The 17,366-nt window shown below is 69.7% G+C and carries 18 protein-coding genes; 3 read left to right on the top strand and 15 right to left on the bottom strand.

The features are described 5' to 3' along the window. Window positions 1-40: 40 nt before the first annotated feature. Entirely contained in the window at window positions 41-955 is a 915-nt protein-coding gene (locus tag ACKI2N_RS23900; RefSeq protein ID WP_420998228.1) for a 3-hydroxyacyl-CoA dehydrogenase family protein, read from the bottom strand. 298 nt (window positions 956-1,253) lie between these two features. After that, the gene (locus ACKI2N_RS23895) at window positions 1,254-1,640 is read right to left on the bottom strand and encodes a nuclear transport factor 2 family protein (protein WP_420998229.1); all 387 of its coding nucleotides are present in this window, start codon (window positions 1,638-1,640) and stop codon (window positions 1,254-1,256) included. Window positions 1,641-1,785: 145 nt separating this feature from the next. On the opposite strand from ACKI2N_RS23895, the gene ACKI2N_RS23890 reads away from it, so the two are divergent. Both ACKI2N_RS23890 and ACKI2N_RS23885 read left to right on the top strand, forming a co-directional pair. Continuing rightward, on the top strand, window positions 1,786-2,406 hold the full coding sequence (locus tag ACKI2N_RS23890) for a TetR/AcrR family transcriptional regulator (protein WP_420998230.1): 621 nt from the start codon (window positions 1,786-1,788) through the stop codon (window positions 2,404-2,406). A gap of 85 nt (window positions 2,407-2,491) precedes the next feature. Further along, window positions 2,492-3,316: an IclR family transcriptional regulator gene (locus tag ACKI2N_RS23885; protein ID WP_420998231.1), complete on the top strand. Its 825-nt coding sequence runs from the start codon at window positions 2,492-2,494 to the stop codon at window positions 3,314-3,316. Between the two features lie 6 nt (window positions 3,317-3,322). Here ACKI2N_RS23885 and ACKI2N_RS23880 read toward each other — a convergent pair whose 3' ends face one another. The 11 genes from ACKI2N_RS23880 to ACKI2N_RS23830 form a co-directional block, all read right to left on the bottom strand. Next, window positions 3,323-4,042, bottom strand: coding sequence for an SDR family NAD(P)-dependent oxidoreductase (locus ACKI2N_RS23880; RefSeq protein WP_420998232.1), 720 nt, complete (start codon window positions 4,040-4,042; stop codon window positions 3,323-3,325). A gap of 89 nt (window positions 4,043-4,131) precedes the next feature. Next, on the bottom strand, window positions 4,132-5,121 hold the full coding sequence (locus ACKI2N_RS23875; protein ID WP_426990940.1) for a tripartite tricarboxylate transporter substrate binding protein: 990 nt from the start codon (window positions 5,119-5,121) through the stop codon (window positions 4,132-4,134). A gap of 103 nt (window positions 5,122-5,224) precedes the next feature. Further along, window positions 5,225-5,752: a 2,4'-dihydroxyacetophenone dioxygenase family protein gene (locus tag ACKI2N_RS23870; protein WP_420998234.1), complete on the bottom strand. Its 528-nt coding sequence runs from the start codon at window positions 5,750-5,752 to the stop codon at window positions 5,225-5,227. Between the two features lie 110 nt (window positions 5,753-5,862). Next, a complete protein-coding gene (locus ACKI2N_RS23865) occupies window positions 5,863-6,315 on the bottom strand; it encodes a DUF2000 domain-containing protein (RefSeq protein WP_420998235.1) in 453 nt (150 codons plus the stop codon). Between the two features lie 104 nt (window positions 6,316-6,419). Then, window positions 6,420-7,256, bottom strand: a complete 837-nt coding sequence (locus ACKI2N_RS23860) for a helix-turn-helix domain-containing protein (RefSeq protein ID WP_420998236.1) — start codon at window positions 7,254-7,256, stop codon at window positions 6,420-6,422. An 82-nt stretch (window positions 7,257-7,338) separates the two neighbouring features. After that, window positions 7,339-8,892, bottom strand: a complete 1,554-nt coding sequence (locus tag ACKI2N_RS23855) for an AAA family ATPase (protein ID WP_420998237.1) — start codon at window positions 8,890-8,892, stop codon at window positions 7,339-7,341. Between the two features lie 2 nt (window positions 8,893-8,894). After that, window positions 8,895-9,455 carry a hypothetical protein gene (locus tag ACKI2N_RS23850; RefSeq protein WP_420998238.1) on the bottom strand — a complete coding sequence of 187 codons (561 nt, stop codon included), beginning with the start codon at window positions 9,453-9,455 and terminating at the stop codon, window positions 8,895-8,897. Window positions 9,456-9,500: 45 nt separating this feature from the next. Next, window positions 9,501-9,701: a hypothetical protein gene (locus ACKI2N_RS23845; protein ID WP_420998239.1), complete on the bottom strand. Its 201-nt coding sequence runs from the start codon at window positions 9,699-9,701 to the stop codon at window positions 9,501-9,503. An 11-nt stretch (window positions 9,702-9,712) separates the two neighbouring features. Beyond that, window positions 9,713-11,434: a hypothetical protein gene (locus ACKI2N_RS23840; RefSeq protein ID WP_420998240.1), complete on the bottom strand. Its 1,722-nt coding sequence runs from the start codon at window positions 11,432-11,434 to the stop codon at window positions 9,713-9,715. Window position 11,435: 1 nt separating this feature from the next. Then, entirely contained in the window at window positions 11,436-11,861 is a 426-nt protein-coding gene (locus ACKI2N_RS23835) for a hypothetical protein (RefSeq protein WP_420998241.1), read from the bottom strand. A gap of 162 nt (window positions 11,862-12,023) precedes the next feature. Continuing rightward, window positions 12,024-12,950, bottom strand: coding sequence for a LysR family transcriptional regulator (locus ACKI2N_RS23830; RefSeq protein ID WP_420998242.1), 927 nt, complete (start codon window positions 12,948-12,950; stop codon window positions 12,024-12,026). Window positions 12,951-13,052: 102 nt separating this feature from the next. Between ACKI2N_RS23830 and ACKI2N_RS23825 the strand changes: the two genes are divergently transcribed. Then, window positions 13,053-15,044: an alkyl/aryl-sulfatase gene (locus tag ACKI2N_RS23825; protein WP_420998243.1), complete on the top strand. Its 1,992-nt coding sequence runs from the start codon at window positions 13,053-13,055 to the stop codon at window positions 15,042-15,044. Window positions 15,045-15,095: 51 nt separating this feature from the next. Here ACKI2N_RS23825 and ACKI2N_RS23820 read toward each other — a convergent pair whose 3' ends face one another. Then, window positions 15,096-15,785, bottom strand: a complete 690-nt coding sequence (locus ACKI2N_RS23820) for a TetR/AcrR family transcriptional regulator (RefSeq protein WP_420998244.1) — start codon at window positions 15,783-15,785, stop codon at window positions 15,096-15,098. A 288-nt stretch (window positions 15,786-16,073) separates the two neighbouring features. Then, window positions 16,074-17,342 carry an MFS transporter gene (locus ACKI2N_RS23815; RefSeq protein ID WP_420998245.1) on the bottom strand — a complete coding sequence of 423 codons (1,269 nt, stop codon included), beginning with the start codon at window positions 17,340-17,342 and terminating at the stop codon, window positions 16,074-16,076. Between the last annotated feature and the right edge of the window lie 24 nt (window positions 17,343-17,366).

Genomic DNA, 17,366 nt, shown 5'->3' with positions numbered 1-17,366 from the left:
ACGACGCGATGGCCGTCTTTTATGGCGTCCGGTATTCCCCTCAGGCTTTCAGCATCTTCAGCCGCACCTGCGCGAGCCATGCCTCGCGTGCCGCGTCCCACGCATAGAAGCCCTGCCCGCTCGCGCGCCCGCGCTCTCCTCGTTCGACGTGCGCCCGCAGCAGCTCGAGCACGTCCTCGTCCTTGGCCAGCTCCGGCATCAGGTGGGTGGAAATGGCGAGGAAGGTATCGAGCCCGCCGACGTCGGCGCCTTCCAGCGGCCCGATCGATCCATAGCGGCGCCCCAGCGACTGCTTCATCACGAGATCGATCGTCGCGGCATCCGCCACGCCTTCGCGCAGCAGATGCAACGCCTCGCGCAGCACCGCGAACTGGATGCGGTTGCCGATGAATCCCGGCACCGCTTTCTTGAGCAGCACCGGCTCGCATTGCGCATCGCGCAGCAGCGCCATCGCCGCGTCGACCACCGCGCCGCCGGTGCGCGGCGCCGGCAGAACCTCGACCAGCGGCACCAGATGCGGCGGATTCCAGAAATGCGCCACCAGGAAGCGCTCCGGATTCGCCATCTTCTCCGCCAGGCGCTCCGGCGTGAAACCGCTCGTGCTGCTGGCGATCGGCGTGCCCGCGGGCAGATTCGCTTCCAGCGCCGCGAACAGCGCCTGCTTGGCCTCGAGCACTTCGTTGATCGCCTCGATCACGATCGCGCAGGCGGCCAGCCCGCCAAGGGCCTGCGCCAGCCCGACGCGTGCCTGCGCCGCCTGTGCCTGCTCAGGCGTCATCGCCTCGCCCCGCACCAGCTCGGCGAAGATCGCCGCACAGCGCTCCTGCACGCGCGCCAGCGACGGCGCCGCGCTGTCGTACACCAGCACGTCATAACCGGCGGCGGCAAACTTGGCGGCAATGCCGGAGCCCATCAGGCCCGCGCCCGCCACGCCGATCGTCTTCGAAAAGGTCATTTGGTTTTCTGTGTTGAACAAGGGGAATGGATGCGCATGGGCGCGCCGCCCTTCGGCAGCCCGCCCATGGCAAAGGCCGACATGTTCCCATCTGGCAGGAGCGGCTGCAAGCCGGGCCCCGCCTGCGGCCCGGCTTTTCCCCCGGCAGAGACTTTCCGGGCGAGCCGCAGAAGCACCTTCGCCGCGCCCGTGGGCGGCCAAGTGGTGGAGATTCGGGCACCGCATTAGTCCGCTACGCGCGGGTCTGCCGAGGGGCGCCTGTCTACCGGACACACCCTGAGGCCACATCCCGAGGCCATCACGCAAACATGCCGTTCCCGCTGGCCGTCTGCGCCGCCGGCACTTCCTCCTGCAATACGTCCCAGTGCTCGGCGAGCCGGCCGTCCTCGAGGCGGAAGATGTCGACGGCGACCATCGGCCGGGGGCCCCAGCCGGTGTAGCGGCCGTGGATCATGACGAGGTTGCCGTCGGCCACCAGCATGCCCGGCTCGTAGCCGAAGCCCTCGGGCAAACCCGCGATCAATGCCGGTATCGCTTCCTTCCCGTCGGGGATGACGGGATTGTGCTGGATGTAGTTGTCCGAGAAATAATGGAGCACGCGCTGCGGCTGCCGCTCGACGAAGACGGCGGCCATCACCTCGGAGACGATCTGCTTGTTGCGTTGCTGGACATGGGTTTCGCTCATTGGAAGCTCCTTTCGCGGGAAGGTGGATCTGAGTGGATCTGAATGAATCAGATGCCCCCGTTTCATAGTGTTCGCTATGAAACAGCATGGATCGGAAGCCTAGGCCATTGCCCGGGAGCCGTCAACTGATTTAATATCGATCACTATGAAAGGTGAACCCGCTCCCACGCCGCGCCCGACCGGGCGCCCCCTGTCCTTCGACCGCGACGCCGCCTTGCAGGCGGCCATGCTGCTGTTCTGGCGCCGCGGCTACGAAGCCGCGTCCATCAGCGATCTGACCGCCGCGATGGGCATCACGCCGCCGAGCCTGTACACGGCGTTCGGCGACAAGAAGCGCCTGTTCCTGGAGGCGGTGGCGCGCTATCTGGCGCGGCCCGGCCTCGACGTGGAGCCCAACCTGCAGGCGGCGCCCACCGCCCGCGAGGCCATCGGGCGCCTGCTGCAAAGCGCCACCGTCGAGCAGACCCGCCGCGGCCAGCCGCGCGGCTGCATGCTGATGAGCGCCGCGGTCAGCTCGCCGGTGGAGACGGAGGTGCAGGAAGCGGTGGTCAGGCTGCGCGGCGCGGTGGAGCGCGCGCTGTGCGAGCGGATCGCGCGCGGCATCGCCGACGGCGAGCTGCCGGCGGGCACGGACGCGGGCGCGCTGGCCGGCTTCTACCTTGCCATCCTGCAGGGCATGTCGACGCAGGCGCGCGACGGCGCCAGCCGCGGCAAGCTGTGCGCCATCGCGGACGCGGCGCTGGCGGCGTGGCCGGCGCGGGACTGATGCGCCGGCCACGCCGGCGCTAGGCGCGGCGAGCGCGATCGGCGATAATTTCCGTCCTTCCGGCCCTCCCCCGCCTCGTCACTTCATGACCGACTCTCCCCCGCATGAAACCGCGCCCGTCGCCAAGGTGGCGGGCACGGCGGCGTTCTCCAAGTTCATGCACGTGCTGCAGCTGGTGGCCGACGCGGAGGGTCCGGCCAGCATGGCCGCGCTGGTGAAGCAAAGCGGCTATCCCAAGCCCACCGTCTACCGCATCGTGGCGGCGCTGGTGGCCGAGGGCATGCTGCGCGAGGACGGCCGCGACGGCGCGCTGGTGCTCGGCCCGCGGCTGATGCAGCTGGCCAGCCGCAGTTGGTCGCGCTCGGACCTGCGCCTGGCCGCGGTGGAAGCGCTGAAGACACTGCGCGACGTGACCGGCGAGACGGTGCACCTGGCCGTGCCCAACGGCAACACCATGATCTACATCGAGAAGCTGGAAAGCCTGGCGGCGGTGCGCATGGCCTCGCGCATCGGCGCGGCGGTGGCGCTGCATTCGACCGCGGTCGGCAAGGCGTACCTGTCGATGCTGGCACCCGGCGAACTGGATGCCATCCTGGCGCAATTGCCGATGCCGCGCTACCAGCCCAACACCATGACGCAAGCCGGCGCGCTGCGCCGGCAACTGGACACCTTCCGCGCGCAGGGCTGGTCGGTCGACGACGAGGAAAACGAGACCGGCATCTACTGCTTCGGCGCGCCGATTCTCGACACGCGCGGCCAGCCGGTGGCGGCGGTCAGCGTCAGCACGCTGCGCTTCATGCAGAAGGACGATCCGCGCGCCGCCTACGTCGAGCCGCTGCTGGCCGCCTGCCGCGAGATCGGCAGGCGCATCGCGGAGAGTCCGGCGCTGTCGTCGTCGCGCGACTTGTAGCGTGCCTCATGCCACGAGATAGCCGCCATCGACCGGCAGGATCACGCCGGTGACGAAGCCCGCGGCGGGCGCGCACAGGAAAGCCACCGCGTCCGCCACGTCGTCGGGCACGCCCCAGCGCGCCAGCGGCGTGCGCTGCAGGATCGGGCCCGCGCGCGCGGGGTCGTCCTGCAGGGCCTGCGTCAGCGGCGTGGCGATCCAGCCCGGCGCCACCGCGTTGACGCGGATGCCGTCGGCCGCGTAGGCCAGCGCCAGCGACTTGGTCAGCTGCGCCACCCCGCCCTTGCTGGCGGCGTAGCCCGGCACCAGCGCGCCGCCGAAGAAACTCAGCATCGACGCCGTATTGACGATCACCCCGCGCCGCGCCGCCAGCCGCGAGCGCGCGGCGCTGCATACGCGCATGGTGCCGGTCAGGTTGACGTCGAGCACCTGCGCGAACACGTCCACGTCGTGCTCGTCGCCGCGCCGGATGATGCCGGCGCAGTTCACCACGATGTCGAGCGCGTCGAAGCCGGACACCAGCGCGTCCACCGCCTGGGTATCGGCGACATCCACCAGCCTGACTTCGACACCGGCGTCGAGCGAGCCGTCGCCGGCATCGATGCCGGTAGCGGTGACGTGGGCGCCGAGCCGCGCGAGGCGGTTGGCCACCGCGGCGCCGATGCCCTGGGTGGCGCCGGAGACAAGCGCGCGCTTGCCGCGAAAGAGGTCGGTCTGGAAAGTCATGATGGCGGGAAGGGTCTGCGAAGCAGGAATGCGGAAGGAACTAGGCAAAGGGAAGACCGCGCGCCCGGCCGGCGCGCGCGGCCGCGCCGTCAATGGCCGAGTCCGACCTTGGCGATCAGCGACTTGAAGTAGGCGTTGTCCTTCGCCATCGCGTTGCGGAACTCGTCCTGGTCCGCGTAAGCGAAGCCCAGGTTCTGCTTGTCCATCGTTTCGCGCAGCGCGGGCTCCGCGGCGGTCCTGGCCGCCGCCGTGCGCAGCACCGCCACCACCTCGGGCGGCGTGCCGCGCGGCACGCCGATGCCGCGCCAGGTGCCGATCGACAAATCGATGTTGCGCTCCTTGAGCGTCGGCACCGACTCGAAGCCCTTCACGCGCTGGTCCGCCATCACCGCCAGCGTCTTGAGCTTGCCGGCCGCCACGTAGACCGACACCTCGGCCGGGCTGACCGTGACCGCGTCGATATGCCCGCCCAGCAGCGCCAGCACGGCCGGGTTGCCGCCCTGGAACGGGATGTGGTTGAACTTGGTGCCGGTCTTGTCTTCCAGCGCGGCGGCAGCCAGGTGCCAGATCGAGCCGTTGCCGGCATTGCCCACGCGCATGGTGCCGGGATCCTTGCGCGCCGCCTCCAGGAACGCCTCCACCGTGGTGTACGGCGAATCGCTGCGCACCGTGATGGCCGACGGATCGGCGTTGAGCCGTGCGATCGGCACGAAGTTCTCGTAGGTCAGCTTGGTGAGTCCCAGGTGCGGCACGATGGTCAGGTCCGCCGTGAGCAGCGAGAGCTTGTAGCCGTCGGGGTGCGCGTTGGCCACGTCGGCCCAGCCGATCGCCCCGCTGGCGCCTGGCTTGTTGACCACCACGATGCTCTGCGGCAGGTGCTTGCGCGACGACTCCGCGAACGCGCGGGCCAGCGCGTCGGTGCCGCCGCCGGCCTGGAACGGCACCACCAGCTCCATGCCGTGCGTGGGGAATGCGGTTGCCTGCGCCATCGCCGGTGCGCTGGCGACGGCAAGCAACGCGCCCGCCACGGCCAGCAGGGCGCGCAGGCGCATCGGGGCAAAACGGGGCTGCCTGGTCATGTTGTCTCCTCTTGTGTCTTATCGTGTCTTATCGTGTCTTGTGGGGTCTTGCCGTTGACTGCTGCGACTGCGAATCCCGGCGCGGCGGCGCGCGGCGCCCCGCTCAGCGGATGAACTGGTTCACATACTCCGCGCCCAGGCCCACCGCCGCGAAATGCCTCTGGCACATCTCGATCTTGGTAAAGACGTCTTCGTAGCCCATGCCCTTGCCCCACGGGTCGGTGTAGTACATGACACCGTTGACCTGGAAATAGGTGATCATCTCCTCCACGTCGGGCGGCACGTAGAGCGTATGGGTCTCGCCCGGCGGCTCGAAGACATAGCTGCCCTCGGTGGCCTCCCAGTCATGCTCGAGATACCGCCAGCGGCCCTTGAGCACGAAGCCGTGCACGGCCTGCGGATGGCGGTGCCGGCTCAGCACGCCGGACTTGCGCACGCGCAGCAGGTTCATCCAGTAGCCCTGGCTGGCGTTCAGGCACAGCGGCCGGAACCACACGTTCTCCGCCTGCGGCACCCACAGCCGCTCGTCGGTGGGAATGGCGTGCGGCACCACGATCTCGGGCAGCGCGTGCGGCGGATTGGGGTATTGGTAGGGCGTGAGCGGTTCGGTGTCGGGCGCGTCTAATGGCATCGAAAGTCCATATTATGGAATTTAAATTTATAATATGGACTTATTGTAGGAAGACTCGCGGCGCGCCGAACCCCGGGGTTTCCCTGAAGCGGGGGCAGCTTGGCTGCGCTTTACTTCAGCAGACCCAGGTTCGCCACGATCTTGCCGACCGGCTTCTTGTCGCCCACCAGGGCGATGCCGACGTACTGCATTGCCTGCGTGGGCACCTGCCCCACGGCCGCGCGGAACGCTTGGTAGTCGGTGGTCCGCTGCCCCTCGGCAGGAAAGCCGACCACGTCGCAGCCCGCCTCCAGCCCCTTGCCGCGCAGGCTCCCCAGCGCTTCCTGCGGCGCCGCCAGCACCGCGATGCCGACCGGGATCAGGCCCGGGTGCGCGTAGCCCGACGCGTCCACCAGCGGCAGCCCGACCAGCCCCGGATGGCGCTGGCCGACGGTCAGCGCGATGACCGCGGCGGCATTGGCGGCGCGGCCCACGGGCAACTCGCTGTCCACCACGATCACGCAGCGCTGTGGCACGGCGGCCGGGACAGCGCCGGGGATGGCATTCGAAACGGCGTTCATCATCGCTAGGCTCCTTGTCCTGTGCAAACGGAAAGAGCACGATGATCCCCGCCCGCGCGGCTGCCGTCTTGAACGCTATTGCAGCCGCGCCGCGGAAAAAGCGTCGCTCAGGTCCGCACCGCCTTCTGGTAGACGCCCGGCGTGACGCCCATCGCGCGGCGGAAGCACCGCGTCAGGTGCGCCTGGTCCGCGAAGCCGGCGGCGGCGGCCACCTCGCTGAGCGCATGGCGGCCGCGGATCAGCCCCACCGCCGTGCGGATGCGCGCCTGGCGCTGGTAGGCATGCGGCGTCATGCCCATGGCCCGCTCGAATGCGCGGAACAGGCGGAACGCCGGCAGGCCGGCGGCCGCGGCGATGTCGCCCAGGCTGACCTGCTGCTCCAGGTGGCTGTCGAGGAAGTCCTTCGCCAGGCGCACGGCGCGGTCCGCCTTGCCCGGTGGCGCCGGTTCGGCCAGCTCCGCCGCATGCCGCGCATGGCGCGCGAACAGGCGCGACGCGAACGCCAGGTAGCGTTCCTCGCGGTACAGCGCCGGCCCCTGCTGCTGGGAACACCAGTGCACGCCGTAGAGCATCGACGCCAGTTCCGCGTCGCGGATGATCGGCCCGGCCAGCGTCACCGCCCGGTGCGCGCGCTCGTCGCCGGCCAGCGCGCGCAGGTGGTCCATGTCGACATAGAGCGTGCGCAGCTTCCAGCCCTGCGCGTCCACGGGCCAGCCGGCATGCGGCTCGTCCGCCGCGATGGCGTACAGGTCGCCCTTGCGCGCCACGAACTCCGTGCCGCGCGTGCGGATGCGGATGGCACCGTGTGTGAGCAGCGCGAAGCAGGCCGTGTCATGGGTGTGGGTGTCGTACGAGAAATCGGCAAAGCTGCCGCGCAGCAGTTCCGCGCCGAGGTCCGGCGCGCGCCACACCGTGACCTGGGTCTGCTTTTTTGGCTGTGCCATGGTGGATTCCCCGTGTGTCCGCGCCGCTGCGGAGTCGACCGGGGGATATTCTAGCGGCCTGCCGGCGACGGCATGCGTCGCGTCAGGCCAGCACCACCCGCCGTGAGCGTCCTTGCGTGGCGACGCCGCCGATCGGCTGGCCCGACGCTGGGACGGCGCGCTCGCGCCCCCATGTGCGGATCGATTCGATCTGCTCGGGGCTGGTCTTGGACAGCGGCACCACGTTCTGGAAGCTGAGCCGGAACAGGGCATCGGACACCGCGCCATCGCCATTGAGGTAGGCCTCCTTGACCACTTCCCGCACGGCGGATTCGAGATCGGAGCCGGCAAACCCCTCGGACGCATCGACCAGTTCGCTCATCAGCGCCGGATCGATCTGGCGCTTCAGGCCGCGCTGCACATAGATGCCGATGATCTCGCGGCGCTCCTCGGGCGTGGGCAGATCGACGAAGAAAAGCTCGTCGAACCGTCCCCGCCGCAACAGCTCCGGCGGCAGCCGCGACACGTCATTGGCCGTGGCCACCACGAACACGCGCGAGCGTGCTTCCTGAAGCCAGTAGAGGAACTGCCCCACCAGCCGCGTGGAAGTGCCACCATCGCCGTTGCCCTGCGCGCCGGCCAGGCCCTTCTCGATCTCATCGATCCACAGCACGCACGGCGCCACATGGTCGGCGGTGCTCAGCGCCTCCTTGAGCCTGCCCTCGCTCTGGCCCAGGTACTGACCATGGATGGTGGACAGGTCCAGCCGGTACAGCGGCATCTTCCAGTTGTGCGCGATGGCCTTGGCCGACAGCGACTTGCCACATCCCGGCACGCCCACCAGCAACACGCCGCGCGGCGGGCGGATGCCGCGCTCGCGCAGGTCCGCGGTCAGCAGCGGACGCTCCTTGTCGAGCCAGCCCTTCAGCCCCCCGAGCCCGCCCACGTTGAGCTCGGCGCCGCGCACCTGCACGCGCTCGATGCCCGAGATGTCGGCGAAGATACGGTCCTTGGCGTGGGTCAGCTCGGCCAGGTCGGCCTTGACGATGCGGCCGTTGGCCAGCAGCGTGGCGATGATGTTCTCGGCCTCGATGCGCGAGACCCCACACAAGATGGCGGCAGCCTCGCGCTCGTCCGCGTCGTCCCACTCGATCTGGTAGTCCGCGCGGTACGCGCCGATCTGCTCGTGAATGATCTCCAGCATTTCATCCTCGGTCGGCGGCGACAACACCAGCGACATGCCCAGGCGCTGCAGCTGGCCCCATACCGGCTTGGTGGTGATGACCGCCACCGCGCCGCCGTTCTCGGCCGCCAGCATCACTGCGTCCAGCAATTGCCGAGAGAACGGCGTGTCGTCCTCGGTGTCCGAGACCTCCGTCAGCACGAACGTCAGGTTCTGGCGCTGGCCGATTTGCTGGCTGGCAAAATCCAGCGCGCCGATCACGGAGCGGTCCTCGTTGGCGGACCGGCCGCTGACCAGCTCCTTGGTGCCTTGCGACAGCGTATGCAGGTAGACCGGCGCGTTGTTCAGCCCTTGTGCGATCTCGCGCAGGATGTCCAGCACGCGTGCGCGTTCCGCGCTGCGAATAGAGATGAAGGGGACCCGCGCCTTGAGGTAGCGGGTCAGCGTGTTCTTGAATTCCTTGGTGTCGCTCATGTCTAGGCGAGGATGTTCCTGCGGCGGCGGATGGGATCGCCGGTGGGTTGGCCGGCAGGGGACGGCGCGGCGGCGCCGGCGACCGGCGGGGGTTCCGGTACCGGCTCGGTGTCGAAGCGCACCAGCGCATTATGGCGGATGACGCTGGCGAGCTGCCCGCTGCGGTCGCCCTGCGCGCTGTCTTCCAGCGACTGCTGGGCCTGGCTGGCGTACTGGCGCAACTGACCTTGCAGGCTATCGCGCACTTCGGCGGGCAAGGCCGGCAGTTGCGCCAGCCGGCTCAACACCCACAGCTTGCGGCGCGCGTCGAGCAACGTGCGCGACAAGGCAACATGGCCTGCCCCGGCATGTCCGGCGCGCAAGGCGCGCGCCATCTCGTCGGCAACGCGCTGCAGGCGCAGGCTCAGTACCTCGCTGATGCGCCGGGCGAACAGCGGCGCCACCCCGCCGGACCAGCTCAGCGTGCCGGCACGCATGGCATCGAGGGCAATCTCGTCGCTGTCGCCCCGCCCGAACGCTTCGAGGCAGGCGGACCACTCGGCATACGTATGCGGCGGCGTCATGGGGCCGGCATCATGGGGAAACGCGTCATGAGAAAGCAGCACGCCTCAGCGCACGCGGCGCACGAACGGCGCGGCCGGCAGCAAGTCCCATGCGGGAAATGCGCCGGCCAGCGCCTGGCTCGGCGCAGCGGCGGGCGTGCCGGGTTCCGTTGCCGCCGGGATGGATGCGGCAGCATCGGGCACCACAGCGCCGGCTGCGTCGGATACCGCTTGGCCGGAGCCGGCGGCCAGGATCTGGCGTGTCATGAGAGTTCCTTTCAGGCTGCGGCCGCGATGACGCGACGCGTGCCGTCATGTGTGCTGAGGGTGTATTGCTCGGGCGAGACGGCATCGAGCAATTGCGTGACCTGAGCGGATACGGCATCGCGCGTGGCCGCCTCGCGGCGCCACTCGACGAGTTCGGCGAGCGTAGCCTTGAGCGCATCCTGGCACTGCTGGCGCTTCTTGACGGCTTCCGCCATCACCCGCTCGCGCGCCTTGGCGATCTTCCCGCGCGCCACCACCACCCAGCCGAGCGCGGCGATCCCCACCAGCGCGAAGACCATGCCGCTACTGATCGCCATCAACAAAGCCAACACGCCCACCACGCCAGCCACCCAGTGCGCGATGCCCAGCTTGAGCCCGGCCAGCGTGGCATCGCGCTCGGCGTCGAGGTGCGCGCCCAGCCCGTCAAGCAGCTCGCGCTCGTTCTCGCCGGCACGCGTCTTGCCGGCCCAGCCTTCGATAGCGAGGTCGATCTCGGCCGGTATCGCATTGCGGAATGTCGCCGTCAGATCGTCGTGCGCATCGCGGATCCACGCGCGCGACAGCGCGATGGCATAGCGTTGCGTAGCGCGGGTCGCCTTGCTGAGCTCCGGGTTCATGGCAGCATTGGTCAGCAACTGCGTAAAGCTCACGCGCTCTTCCAGCGCGGCATTCTCCAGGGCCTGGCGGCGCTCGGCGGCGGGGCGGTCGCCGGATTCGTTGATGATGAGCTGGTTGAGCCGGTCCTCGCGGCGCAGCGGAAGCTCCTCGTCGTCGAACTGGCTGACCAGGGTGTCGAGCAGGCCGTCCACCGCCGCGCCGATGCTTCTCGCGCTGGGCAGCGGGCCGTCGAAGATGCCGCGGAAATGCGCCAGCACTGCCGCGTGCGTGCCGACCTGGTTCATCGACGCGTTCAGGCGCGGCCACGTCGGGCTGAAACGCGAGAGATGGCTATACCGGTCCGCATGGTCCAGCTCGCGCATCTTGGTCAGCAGGCCGTCGGTCCACTGGCGCCGCTGCGTGTCCACGAAGCCGGCCTGCTCGCTGAGTTCGCCCACCCATGATTCGATGCGGCGCGTGCATTGCAGGCGAATATCGCCACCGAACACGCCGCTGGCCACCGCGTCGACCATGATCACGGTCTGGCGGTCCAGGCTGGCAGGGTCCTGCATGCCGAAGAAACGGTCCATCCACGTGCGGCACGCCTCGCCGCGCCCGGCGCGGCGGCTGACCAGGGCGAAGAACAGCGAGGTCTTTTCGTCGTCGCGGCGGATGGCCTCGGCCAGCGCGCGGCGGGCCAGGTCTTCATGGTCGTTGAGCCATGCGGCCAGCGCCACCAGCGCCGGCGCCAGCCAGTAGCGGGGCGCCGACAGCATCAGCCCTTCGGTGGCGGCCTTGATGGTCTCGGCGCGCACCACGTTCACGTCGGCAGCCTGCAGAATGCCGGTGGCCTGACGGCGTACCTCGGCGTAGTAGCCGTAGGTAGTCTCCAGCTCCTGCCGGATCTTGACCTGGCGCGTCTCGGCCAGCGACAGTTCCTTGGCCTTCAGGTCGGCGGCCACGAAGCGCAGGAATGCCTCTTCCAGCCGCGCCAGTTCAGAGCGCGTGTTGGCCAGCACGTTGCCGACGTCGGTCACCTGGCCGGATACGGTCTCGATATCCCGGTTCAGGCTGTGCAGGCTTTTGGTGATGTAGGTCAGGTCCGCGACCTGGATAATGCGTTCCGTCGTACTCATGTCATCCCTTGACGATGGCGGTGTCACCGGCGGCCGTGACCGCGATGACTTTGTCCGTATAGATTTCGACGAAGGCGTAGTGCGGGTGCACGGCCAGCGCGCGCCCCTTCGCCAGCAGCGGCGGCAAGGGTTCGAAGGTCTTGTAGTGCTGGATGATGTTGCCCTGGCGGTCCAGCGTATGGACCTCGTAGGGTGCGCCGAGATGGCACCGGGCCACGATGCCGACGGGGTACTGGTCGATGGCGATGTCGGGCAGTTCCTCGCGGATGGCCGCCACCAGCGCATCCACCGCATGGCGGTCATGCACGTGGCCACCGGCATCGAGCTTGTGAACGGCCGCCACATAGGCAACGGAGCGCTTCTGCCGCAGCCGCGCCTCCACCTGCGCCGGCGCGAGCGCCGCGCCCGCGCGCGGGCGAGTGCTCACCAGTAGCCCAGCTTCCGGCGCGGCACCCGGCACCAACAACTTACGAACCATGACAGCTCCGGCGGCAGGCGGCCGCCCTCGAGGGCCTGATCCGCTGCGGGTCAAGAATCGGCAACATGTTAAATATCGTTCACACCCGCGTCAATCGCACTGCAGTGGGGTTCAGAACGTGCCGGCCCTGCCGTCACCCTCCCGCCGCCCGCCCGCCGCCATCACCGCGGCCACCGCTCGCTCGGCCGCCGGCGACAGCGTGCGCTGGGCCAGGTGCGCGATGACGAAGTGCAGCGGCGTGCCGGCGGCGCCGGGCAGTTCCAGCGCTTGCAGCGCGCCGCTGGCCAGTTCCTCGCGCAGCGCGCGCTCGGGAGCGAGCAGGATGGCGTCGGAGCGGCACGCCAGCAGTGTCAGCGCGCGCAGGTCGTTGCTCTCCACATGGAACGGCAGGCTTTCGCCGGGCCGGCAGCCCAGCAGGCGGCGCAGTTGCCCGTGGCCGTACTCGGGAAACGGCACCGATACCAGCATGGCGTCGCGCAGTTGCGCCGGCGTGACCCGCGCGCCGGCCAGCGGGTGGGCGGGCCTGACGAACCAGCCGGAGGGCTCGGGCGGCATGGCGCGCACGGTGAGTTCCACGTCCTGCGGAATGGTGCGGCGTTCGGCCACCAGGAAATCCAGCGTCTCGGCGCGCAGCGCGTCCAGCAGCGCGGGCGCGTTGCCCACCTCGGCCGCGATGCGCAGCTTGGGCCAGTCGCGGTTGAGGGCGCCCAGCACCTCGGGCAGCAGGATGGCGGCGGGAAACGGTCCCAGGCCGAAGCGCACGCTGCCGATCTCGTGCTCGCGCACCAGCGTCAGGTCGCGCGACAGGCAGCGCGCCTCGAACAGGATGCGGCGCGCGCGCTCGGCCACCATGCGGCCGGCGGCGGTCAGCGTCACGCCGCGCGCGCCGCGGTCGCACAGCGGCATGCCGGCCTCGGCCTCGAGCGCCTGGATGCTGCGCGTGAGCGCCGGCTGGCTCAGGTGCACGCGGCGCGACGCGGCCGCCAGCGAGCCTTCTTCGGCCACCGCGATCAGGTGTTCCAGGCGCTTGAGGTTCAAGCTATACGCTCCCTGCATGGATGTGATGAAAAACTTGCAATTGAATTATATGCAGCACTCGACTCCAATAGTCGTCCTGTTTGTCCTCCTGCGAGCTTGTCCATGTCCTTTCGCCGCGCCACGCGCCTTGCCCTCGTTCCGCTCGCCGCGGCCGCCGCCCTGCATGGCGGCGCCAGCCTGGCCGCCGGCGCCGCCACGCCGGCCACCGCGCAGGCCAATGCCGCCTGGCTGCAGGCGCTGCCCTTCGCCGACCGGCAGGATTTCGAGGACGCCCGGCGCGGGCTGGTGGCGCGCTTCGCGCAGACCGCCATCCGCACCGCCGACGGCCGCACCGCGTGGGACTTCGGCGCCTACGGCTTCGAGCGCGCCGAGGCCGCGCCGGCCACGGTCAACCCGAGCCTGTGGCGGCTCGCGCAACTGAACAACGAGGCCGGCCTGTTCAAGGTCACCGAGCGCATCTACCAGGTGCGCGGCGCCGACCTGTCCAACATGAACATCATCGAGGGCGACACCGGCCTCATCGTGATGGATCCGCTGATCTCGGCCGAAAACGCGCGCGCCGCGCTGGACCTGTACTACGCCAACCGCCCGCGCAGGCCGGTCGTGGCGCTGATCTACACGCACAGCCACGTGGACCACTTCGGCGGCGCCAGGGGCATCGTCAGCGAGGCCGAGGTGAAGGCCGGCAAGGTGGCGGTGATCGCGCCGGCCGGCTTCATGGAAGAAGCGGTGAGCGAGAACGTGCTGGCCGGCAACGCCATGAGCCGGCGCGCGCAGTACATGTACGGCACCAACCTGCCCAAGAGCGAGACCGGCCAGGTGGACGCCGGCCTGGGCAAGGCCACCTCGCGCGGCACCATCACGCTGCTGCCGCCGACCGACCTGGTCGCCAAGGCCATCGACACGCGCCGCATCGACGGCGTGGACATCGAGTTCCAGCTCACGCCGGGCACCGAGGCGCCGGCCGAGATGAACCTGTATTTCCCGCAGATGCGCACCCTGTGCATTGCCGAGAACGCCGCGCGCACCCAGCACAACATCCTCACCATCCGCGGCGCCCAGGTGCGCGACGCCAAGGCGTGGTCGTACTACATCGGCCAGGCGCTGCAGCGCTACGGCGAGCGCAGCGACGTGCTGATCGCCCAGCACCACTGGCCCACCTGGGGCCAGGCGCGCATCGCCGAGTTCCTCTCGGACCAGCGCGACATGTACGCCTACCTGAACGACCAGACCCTGCGCCTGCTGAACCAGGGCCTCACGCCGATGGACATTGCCGACACCCTGCGCAAGCTGCCCGAGCCGCTGGCCAGCAAGTGGTATGCGCGCGATTACTACGGCTCCGTCAGCCACAACGTGCGCGCGGTCTACCAGCGCTACCTGGGCTTCTACGACGGCAACCCGGCCCACCTCGACCCGCTGCCGCCGGTGCAGGCCGCACGGAAGACCATCGAATGGATGGGCGGCGCCGACGCGGTGCTGGCCCGCGCGCGCGCAGCCTACGCGCGCGGCGAATACCGCTGGGTCGCGCAGATCGGCAACGAGCTGGTGTTTGCCGATCCCGCCAACGCCGCCGCGCGCGCGTTGCAGGCCGACGCGCTGGAGCAGCTCGGCTACCAGACCGAGAACACCACCTGGCGCAACGCCTACCTCACCGGCGCGCAGGAACTGCGCAACGGCGTGGCGCGCGCGGCCACCCCCGGCACCGCCTCGCCCGACCTGGTGCGCGCGCTGACGGTGCCGCATTTCTTCGATTACCTTGCGGTGCGCCTGAACGCCGGCAAGGCCGCCGGCAAGACGCTGACGCTGAACTGGCACTTCACCGACCTGCAGCAGCGCTACGCCATGACCCTGCGCAACAGCGCCCTGACCTACCTGGCCGACTCGCAGTTCCCGCAGCCCACCGCCGCCATCACGCTGGACAAGGCCACGCTGGACAAGATCAGCCTCAAGCAGCTCACGCTGCCCGAGGCCGTGCAGAACGGCGGCATCCGCATCGAGGGCGACCCGCGCGCGGTGGCGTCGCTGTTCGGCATGCTCGACACCTTCGACGGCTTCTTCGATATCGTCACGCCGCAGGCCGCGCCGGCACCGTAGCGCGGGCGGCCGGGAACACTGGGAACACCGGGAAAAACATCGGGAAAAACGTCAGGCGGCCTTGGCCCGCGACTTGCGCGCGGGCTGGGCCGCGCGCTTCCATGCCGCAATGCCGTCCAGCGTGATGCGCAGGCCTTCCTCGAAGGCCGTGTCGGAGGACAGCCGCGAAAACGCCTTGCTGACGAAGCGCGCGCCGGGATATTGCAGCGCGGAGACCGAGCCGAGCTTCTTCTCGATGAAAGCCTGGTGGTAGGCCGGCAACTGGTGCGAGGCCTCCGCCATGCTGGCGGAGACCAGGTATTGCGCGAGCAGGTGGTAGGCCAGCGCGACCTGCTCGGCGGTAAAGCCGCCCTGCATGAAGGCGGAGGTCATGCGGTTGAAGAACTCCATGCCGTAGTCGGTCTCGCCGGGCTCGACGTCCTGGAACAGGCGGAAACGGTTGTGGGACGCCACGTAGATGCTGACGCCGGGATTCTCCACCGCCACCTCGAAGCTCAGGCGCGCAATGGCCTCCACATCCGCGCGCCAGTCGCCGGTCAGCGACGGGATGCGCGTGAGCCGCTGCCGGTAGTAGTCGTTCAGCACGCCAGACACCAGCTGGTCCCGGCCGCCCAGGTAATAGTGGATCAGGCCCGGCGCCACGCCGAAATCCTTCGCCAGCTGGACCATCGAGATCTGGTCCAGCGGCACCGACTTGGTGAGCTGGATCGCGTGCTGCAGGATCGCCACGCGGCTGAGCATCGGCTCCGCGCCGATGGCGGAGTCCGTCTTGGGCGGCCGCCCGCGGCGGCGCGGCGGGTTCGGCGCGGCCGGCGTGCCAGGCGCGCCGGTCGCGTTCGGCGCGCTCCTCGCGGTCGGGGTCCTGGAGTCGGGTTCGGCGGCAGGCTTACGGGCAGCAGTACGGGCGGCGGGCATGGGAATCGGCAGCTCAGTGGACGCGCGGTGGACGCTTGGTGGACGTCGTCAGACGCCGGGCGCGACAAAATTGCGCCCCTGCTAATTCTACCCGCCCGCCCCGGCGATGGCGAGTCAGGCGCCGGCGGGTTCGGGCACCGCCTCGGCCTGGCCGCCCGGGCGCAGGTAGCGGCCCAGCGACAGCGTCAGCACGCCGGCGGCCAGCAGCATGCACGGCAGCACCAGCAGCGGCACGTCGTAGCTGCCGTGCCGGTCGAACCACGCGCCCAGCCCCACCGGCCCGATGACCGCGCCGAAGCCGTAGCCCGAGAACGCGATGCCGAACAGCGCGCCGAACGCGCGCAGCCCGAAGTAGGAGCGCACCAGGTAGGAGATCAGATCGCCCTCCGCGCCGATGGTCAGGCCGATCAGCGTGGTCGCCACCAGCAGCATCTGGTAGTCGTGCGACGCGCGCAGCAGGAAGATGCCCAGCGCGCCGCCGACGAAGAACACGCAGGCCACGAACGGCGCGTGGATGCGGTCGATCAGGATGCCCGTCAGGATGCGGCCCGCCAGCAGGCCCACGCCCACCATCGACGCGCTGCGTGCGGCATCGGCCGGGCTGAAGCCGCGGTCGGCGAACATCGCCGGCAGGTGCGGCCCGAGCGACAGCGTGGCCGACGAGGCCAGCACGAAGACCGCCCAGATCGCCCACAGGCGGTAGCTGCGCAGCGCCTGGCCGAACGATACGCCCTCGCCGGCCGGCGCCTTCGCCGTGCCCCCGCCCCCCGCCGCGCCGGGCGCCCTGCGCTCGCGCAGCAGCGCGCAGGCCACGAGCGACAGCGCGATGGAGCCGATGCCCAGCACCACATACGCCGTGCGCCAGCCGAAGCCCGTCACCAGGTACTGCGCGGCCGCCGGCATCAGCACGGTGCCCGCGCCCAGCCCGCACATGGCGATGCCCAGCGCCAGCCCCAGGCGCCGGTCGAACCATTGCGGCAGCACGGCCAGGTAGCCCAGCACCGAGGTGGCCGCGCCGAACACGCCCACCACGGCGGACAAGCCGATCCACAACGCCTTGCTGCCGTTCTGCAGCGCCATGCAGGCGGTGGCGGCGCCGAACACCAGCGCCGACACCGCGATCACGCGGCGGATGCCGAAGCGGTCCATCATCGTGCCCACCAGCGGGCTGACCACCGCCAGCCCGAACATCGACGCCGCATACGACAACGACGCCTCGGAGCGGCCCCAGCCGAACTCCGTGGCCAGCGGCCGCACGAATACGCCGGCGGTGGCGTTGAACAGGGGCGCGTAGCCTGCCAGCATGCCGAGCGCGGCGCCGAAGATCACGGCGATATAAGTCCATCGGCCGGCGGCGCCGGCCGGTTGGCGGGAATGCTGCATGGTGGTTGTCTCCGTTTCGTGTGA

Origin of the sequence: Cupriavidus sp. 30B13, assembly GCF_049059565.2 — a bacterium.
Taxonomy (GTDB): Bacteria; Pseudomonadota; Gammaproteobacteria; order Burkholderiales; family Burkholderiaceae; genus Cupriavidus.
Note: the sequence above shows the minus strand (reverse complement) of the source record. Positions and strands in the feature narration are given on the sequence as shown.

Bases quoted from the DNA above. Each gene is read 5' to 3' on its own strand.
- ACKI2N_RS23880 (WP_420998232.1), bottom strand. From the start codon at position 4,042: ATGACTTTCCAGACCGACCTCTTTCGCGGCAAGCGCGCGCTTGTCTCC.
- ACKI2N_RS23875 (WP_426990940.1), bottom strand. From the start codon at position 5,121: ATGACCAGGCAGCCCCGTTTTGCCCCGATGCGCCTGCGCGCCCTGCTG.
- ACKI2N_RS23900 (WP_420998228.1), bottom strand. From the start codon at position 955: ATGACCTTTTCGAAGACGATCGGCGTGGCGGGCGCGGGCCTGATGGGC.
- ACKI2N_RS23865 (WP_420998235.1), bottom strand. From the start codon at position 6,315: ATGATGAACGCCGTTTCGAATGCCATCCCCGGCGCTGTCCCGGCCGCC.
- ACKI2N_RS23890 (WP_420998230.1), top strand. From the start codon at position 1,786: ATGAAAGGTGAACCCGCTCCCACGCCGCGCCCGACCGGGCGCCCCCTG.
- ACKI2N_RS23840 (WP_420998240.1), bottom strand. From the start codon at position 11,434: ATGAGTACGACGGAACGCATTATCCAGGTCGCGGACCTGACCTACATC.
- ACKI2N_RS23845 (WP_420998239.1), bottom strand. From the start codon at position 9,701: ATGACACGCCAGATCCTGGCCGCCGGCTCCGGCCAAGCGGTATCCGAC.
- ACKI2N_RS23870 (WP_420998234.1), bottom strand. From the start codon at position 5,752: ATGCCATTAGACGCGCCCGACACCGAACCGCTCACGCCCTACCAATAC.
- ACKI2N_RS23855 (WP_420998237.1), bottom strand. From the start codon at position 8,892: ATGAGCGACACCAAGGAATTCAAGAACACGCTGACCCGCTACCTCAAG.
- ACKI2N_RS23860 (WP_420998236.1), bottom strand. From the start codon at position 7,256: ATGGCACAGCCAAAAAAGCAGACCCAGGTCACGGTGTGGCGCGCGCCG.
- ACKI2N_RS23825 (WP_420998243.1), top strand. From the start codon at position 13,053: ATGTCCTTTCGCCGCGCCACGCGCCTTGCCCTCGTTCCGCTCGCCGCG.
- ACKI2N_RS23850 (WP_420998238.1), bottom strand. From the start codon at position 9,455: ATGACGCCGCCGCATACGTATGCCGAGTGGTCCGCCTGCCTCGAAGCG.
- ACKI2N_RS23815 (WP_420998245.1), bottom strand. From the start codon at position 17,342: ATGCAGCATTCCCGCCAACCGGCCGGCGCCGCCGGCCGATGGACTTAT.
- ACKI2N_RS23885 (WP_420998231.1), top strand. From the start codon at position 2,492: ATGACCGACTCTCCCCCGCATGAAACCGCGCCCGTCGCCAAGGTGGCG.
- ACKI2N_RS23895 (WP_420998229.1), bottom strand. From the start codon at position 1,640: ATGAGCGAAACCCATGTCCAGCAACGCAACAAGCAGATCGTCTCCGAG.
- ACKI2N_RS23820 (WP_420998244.1), bottom strand. From the start codon at position 15,785: ATGCTCAGCCGCGTGGCGATCCTGCAGCACGCGATCCAGCTCACCAAG.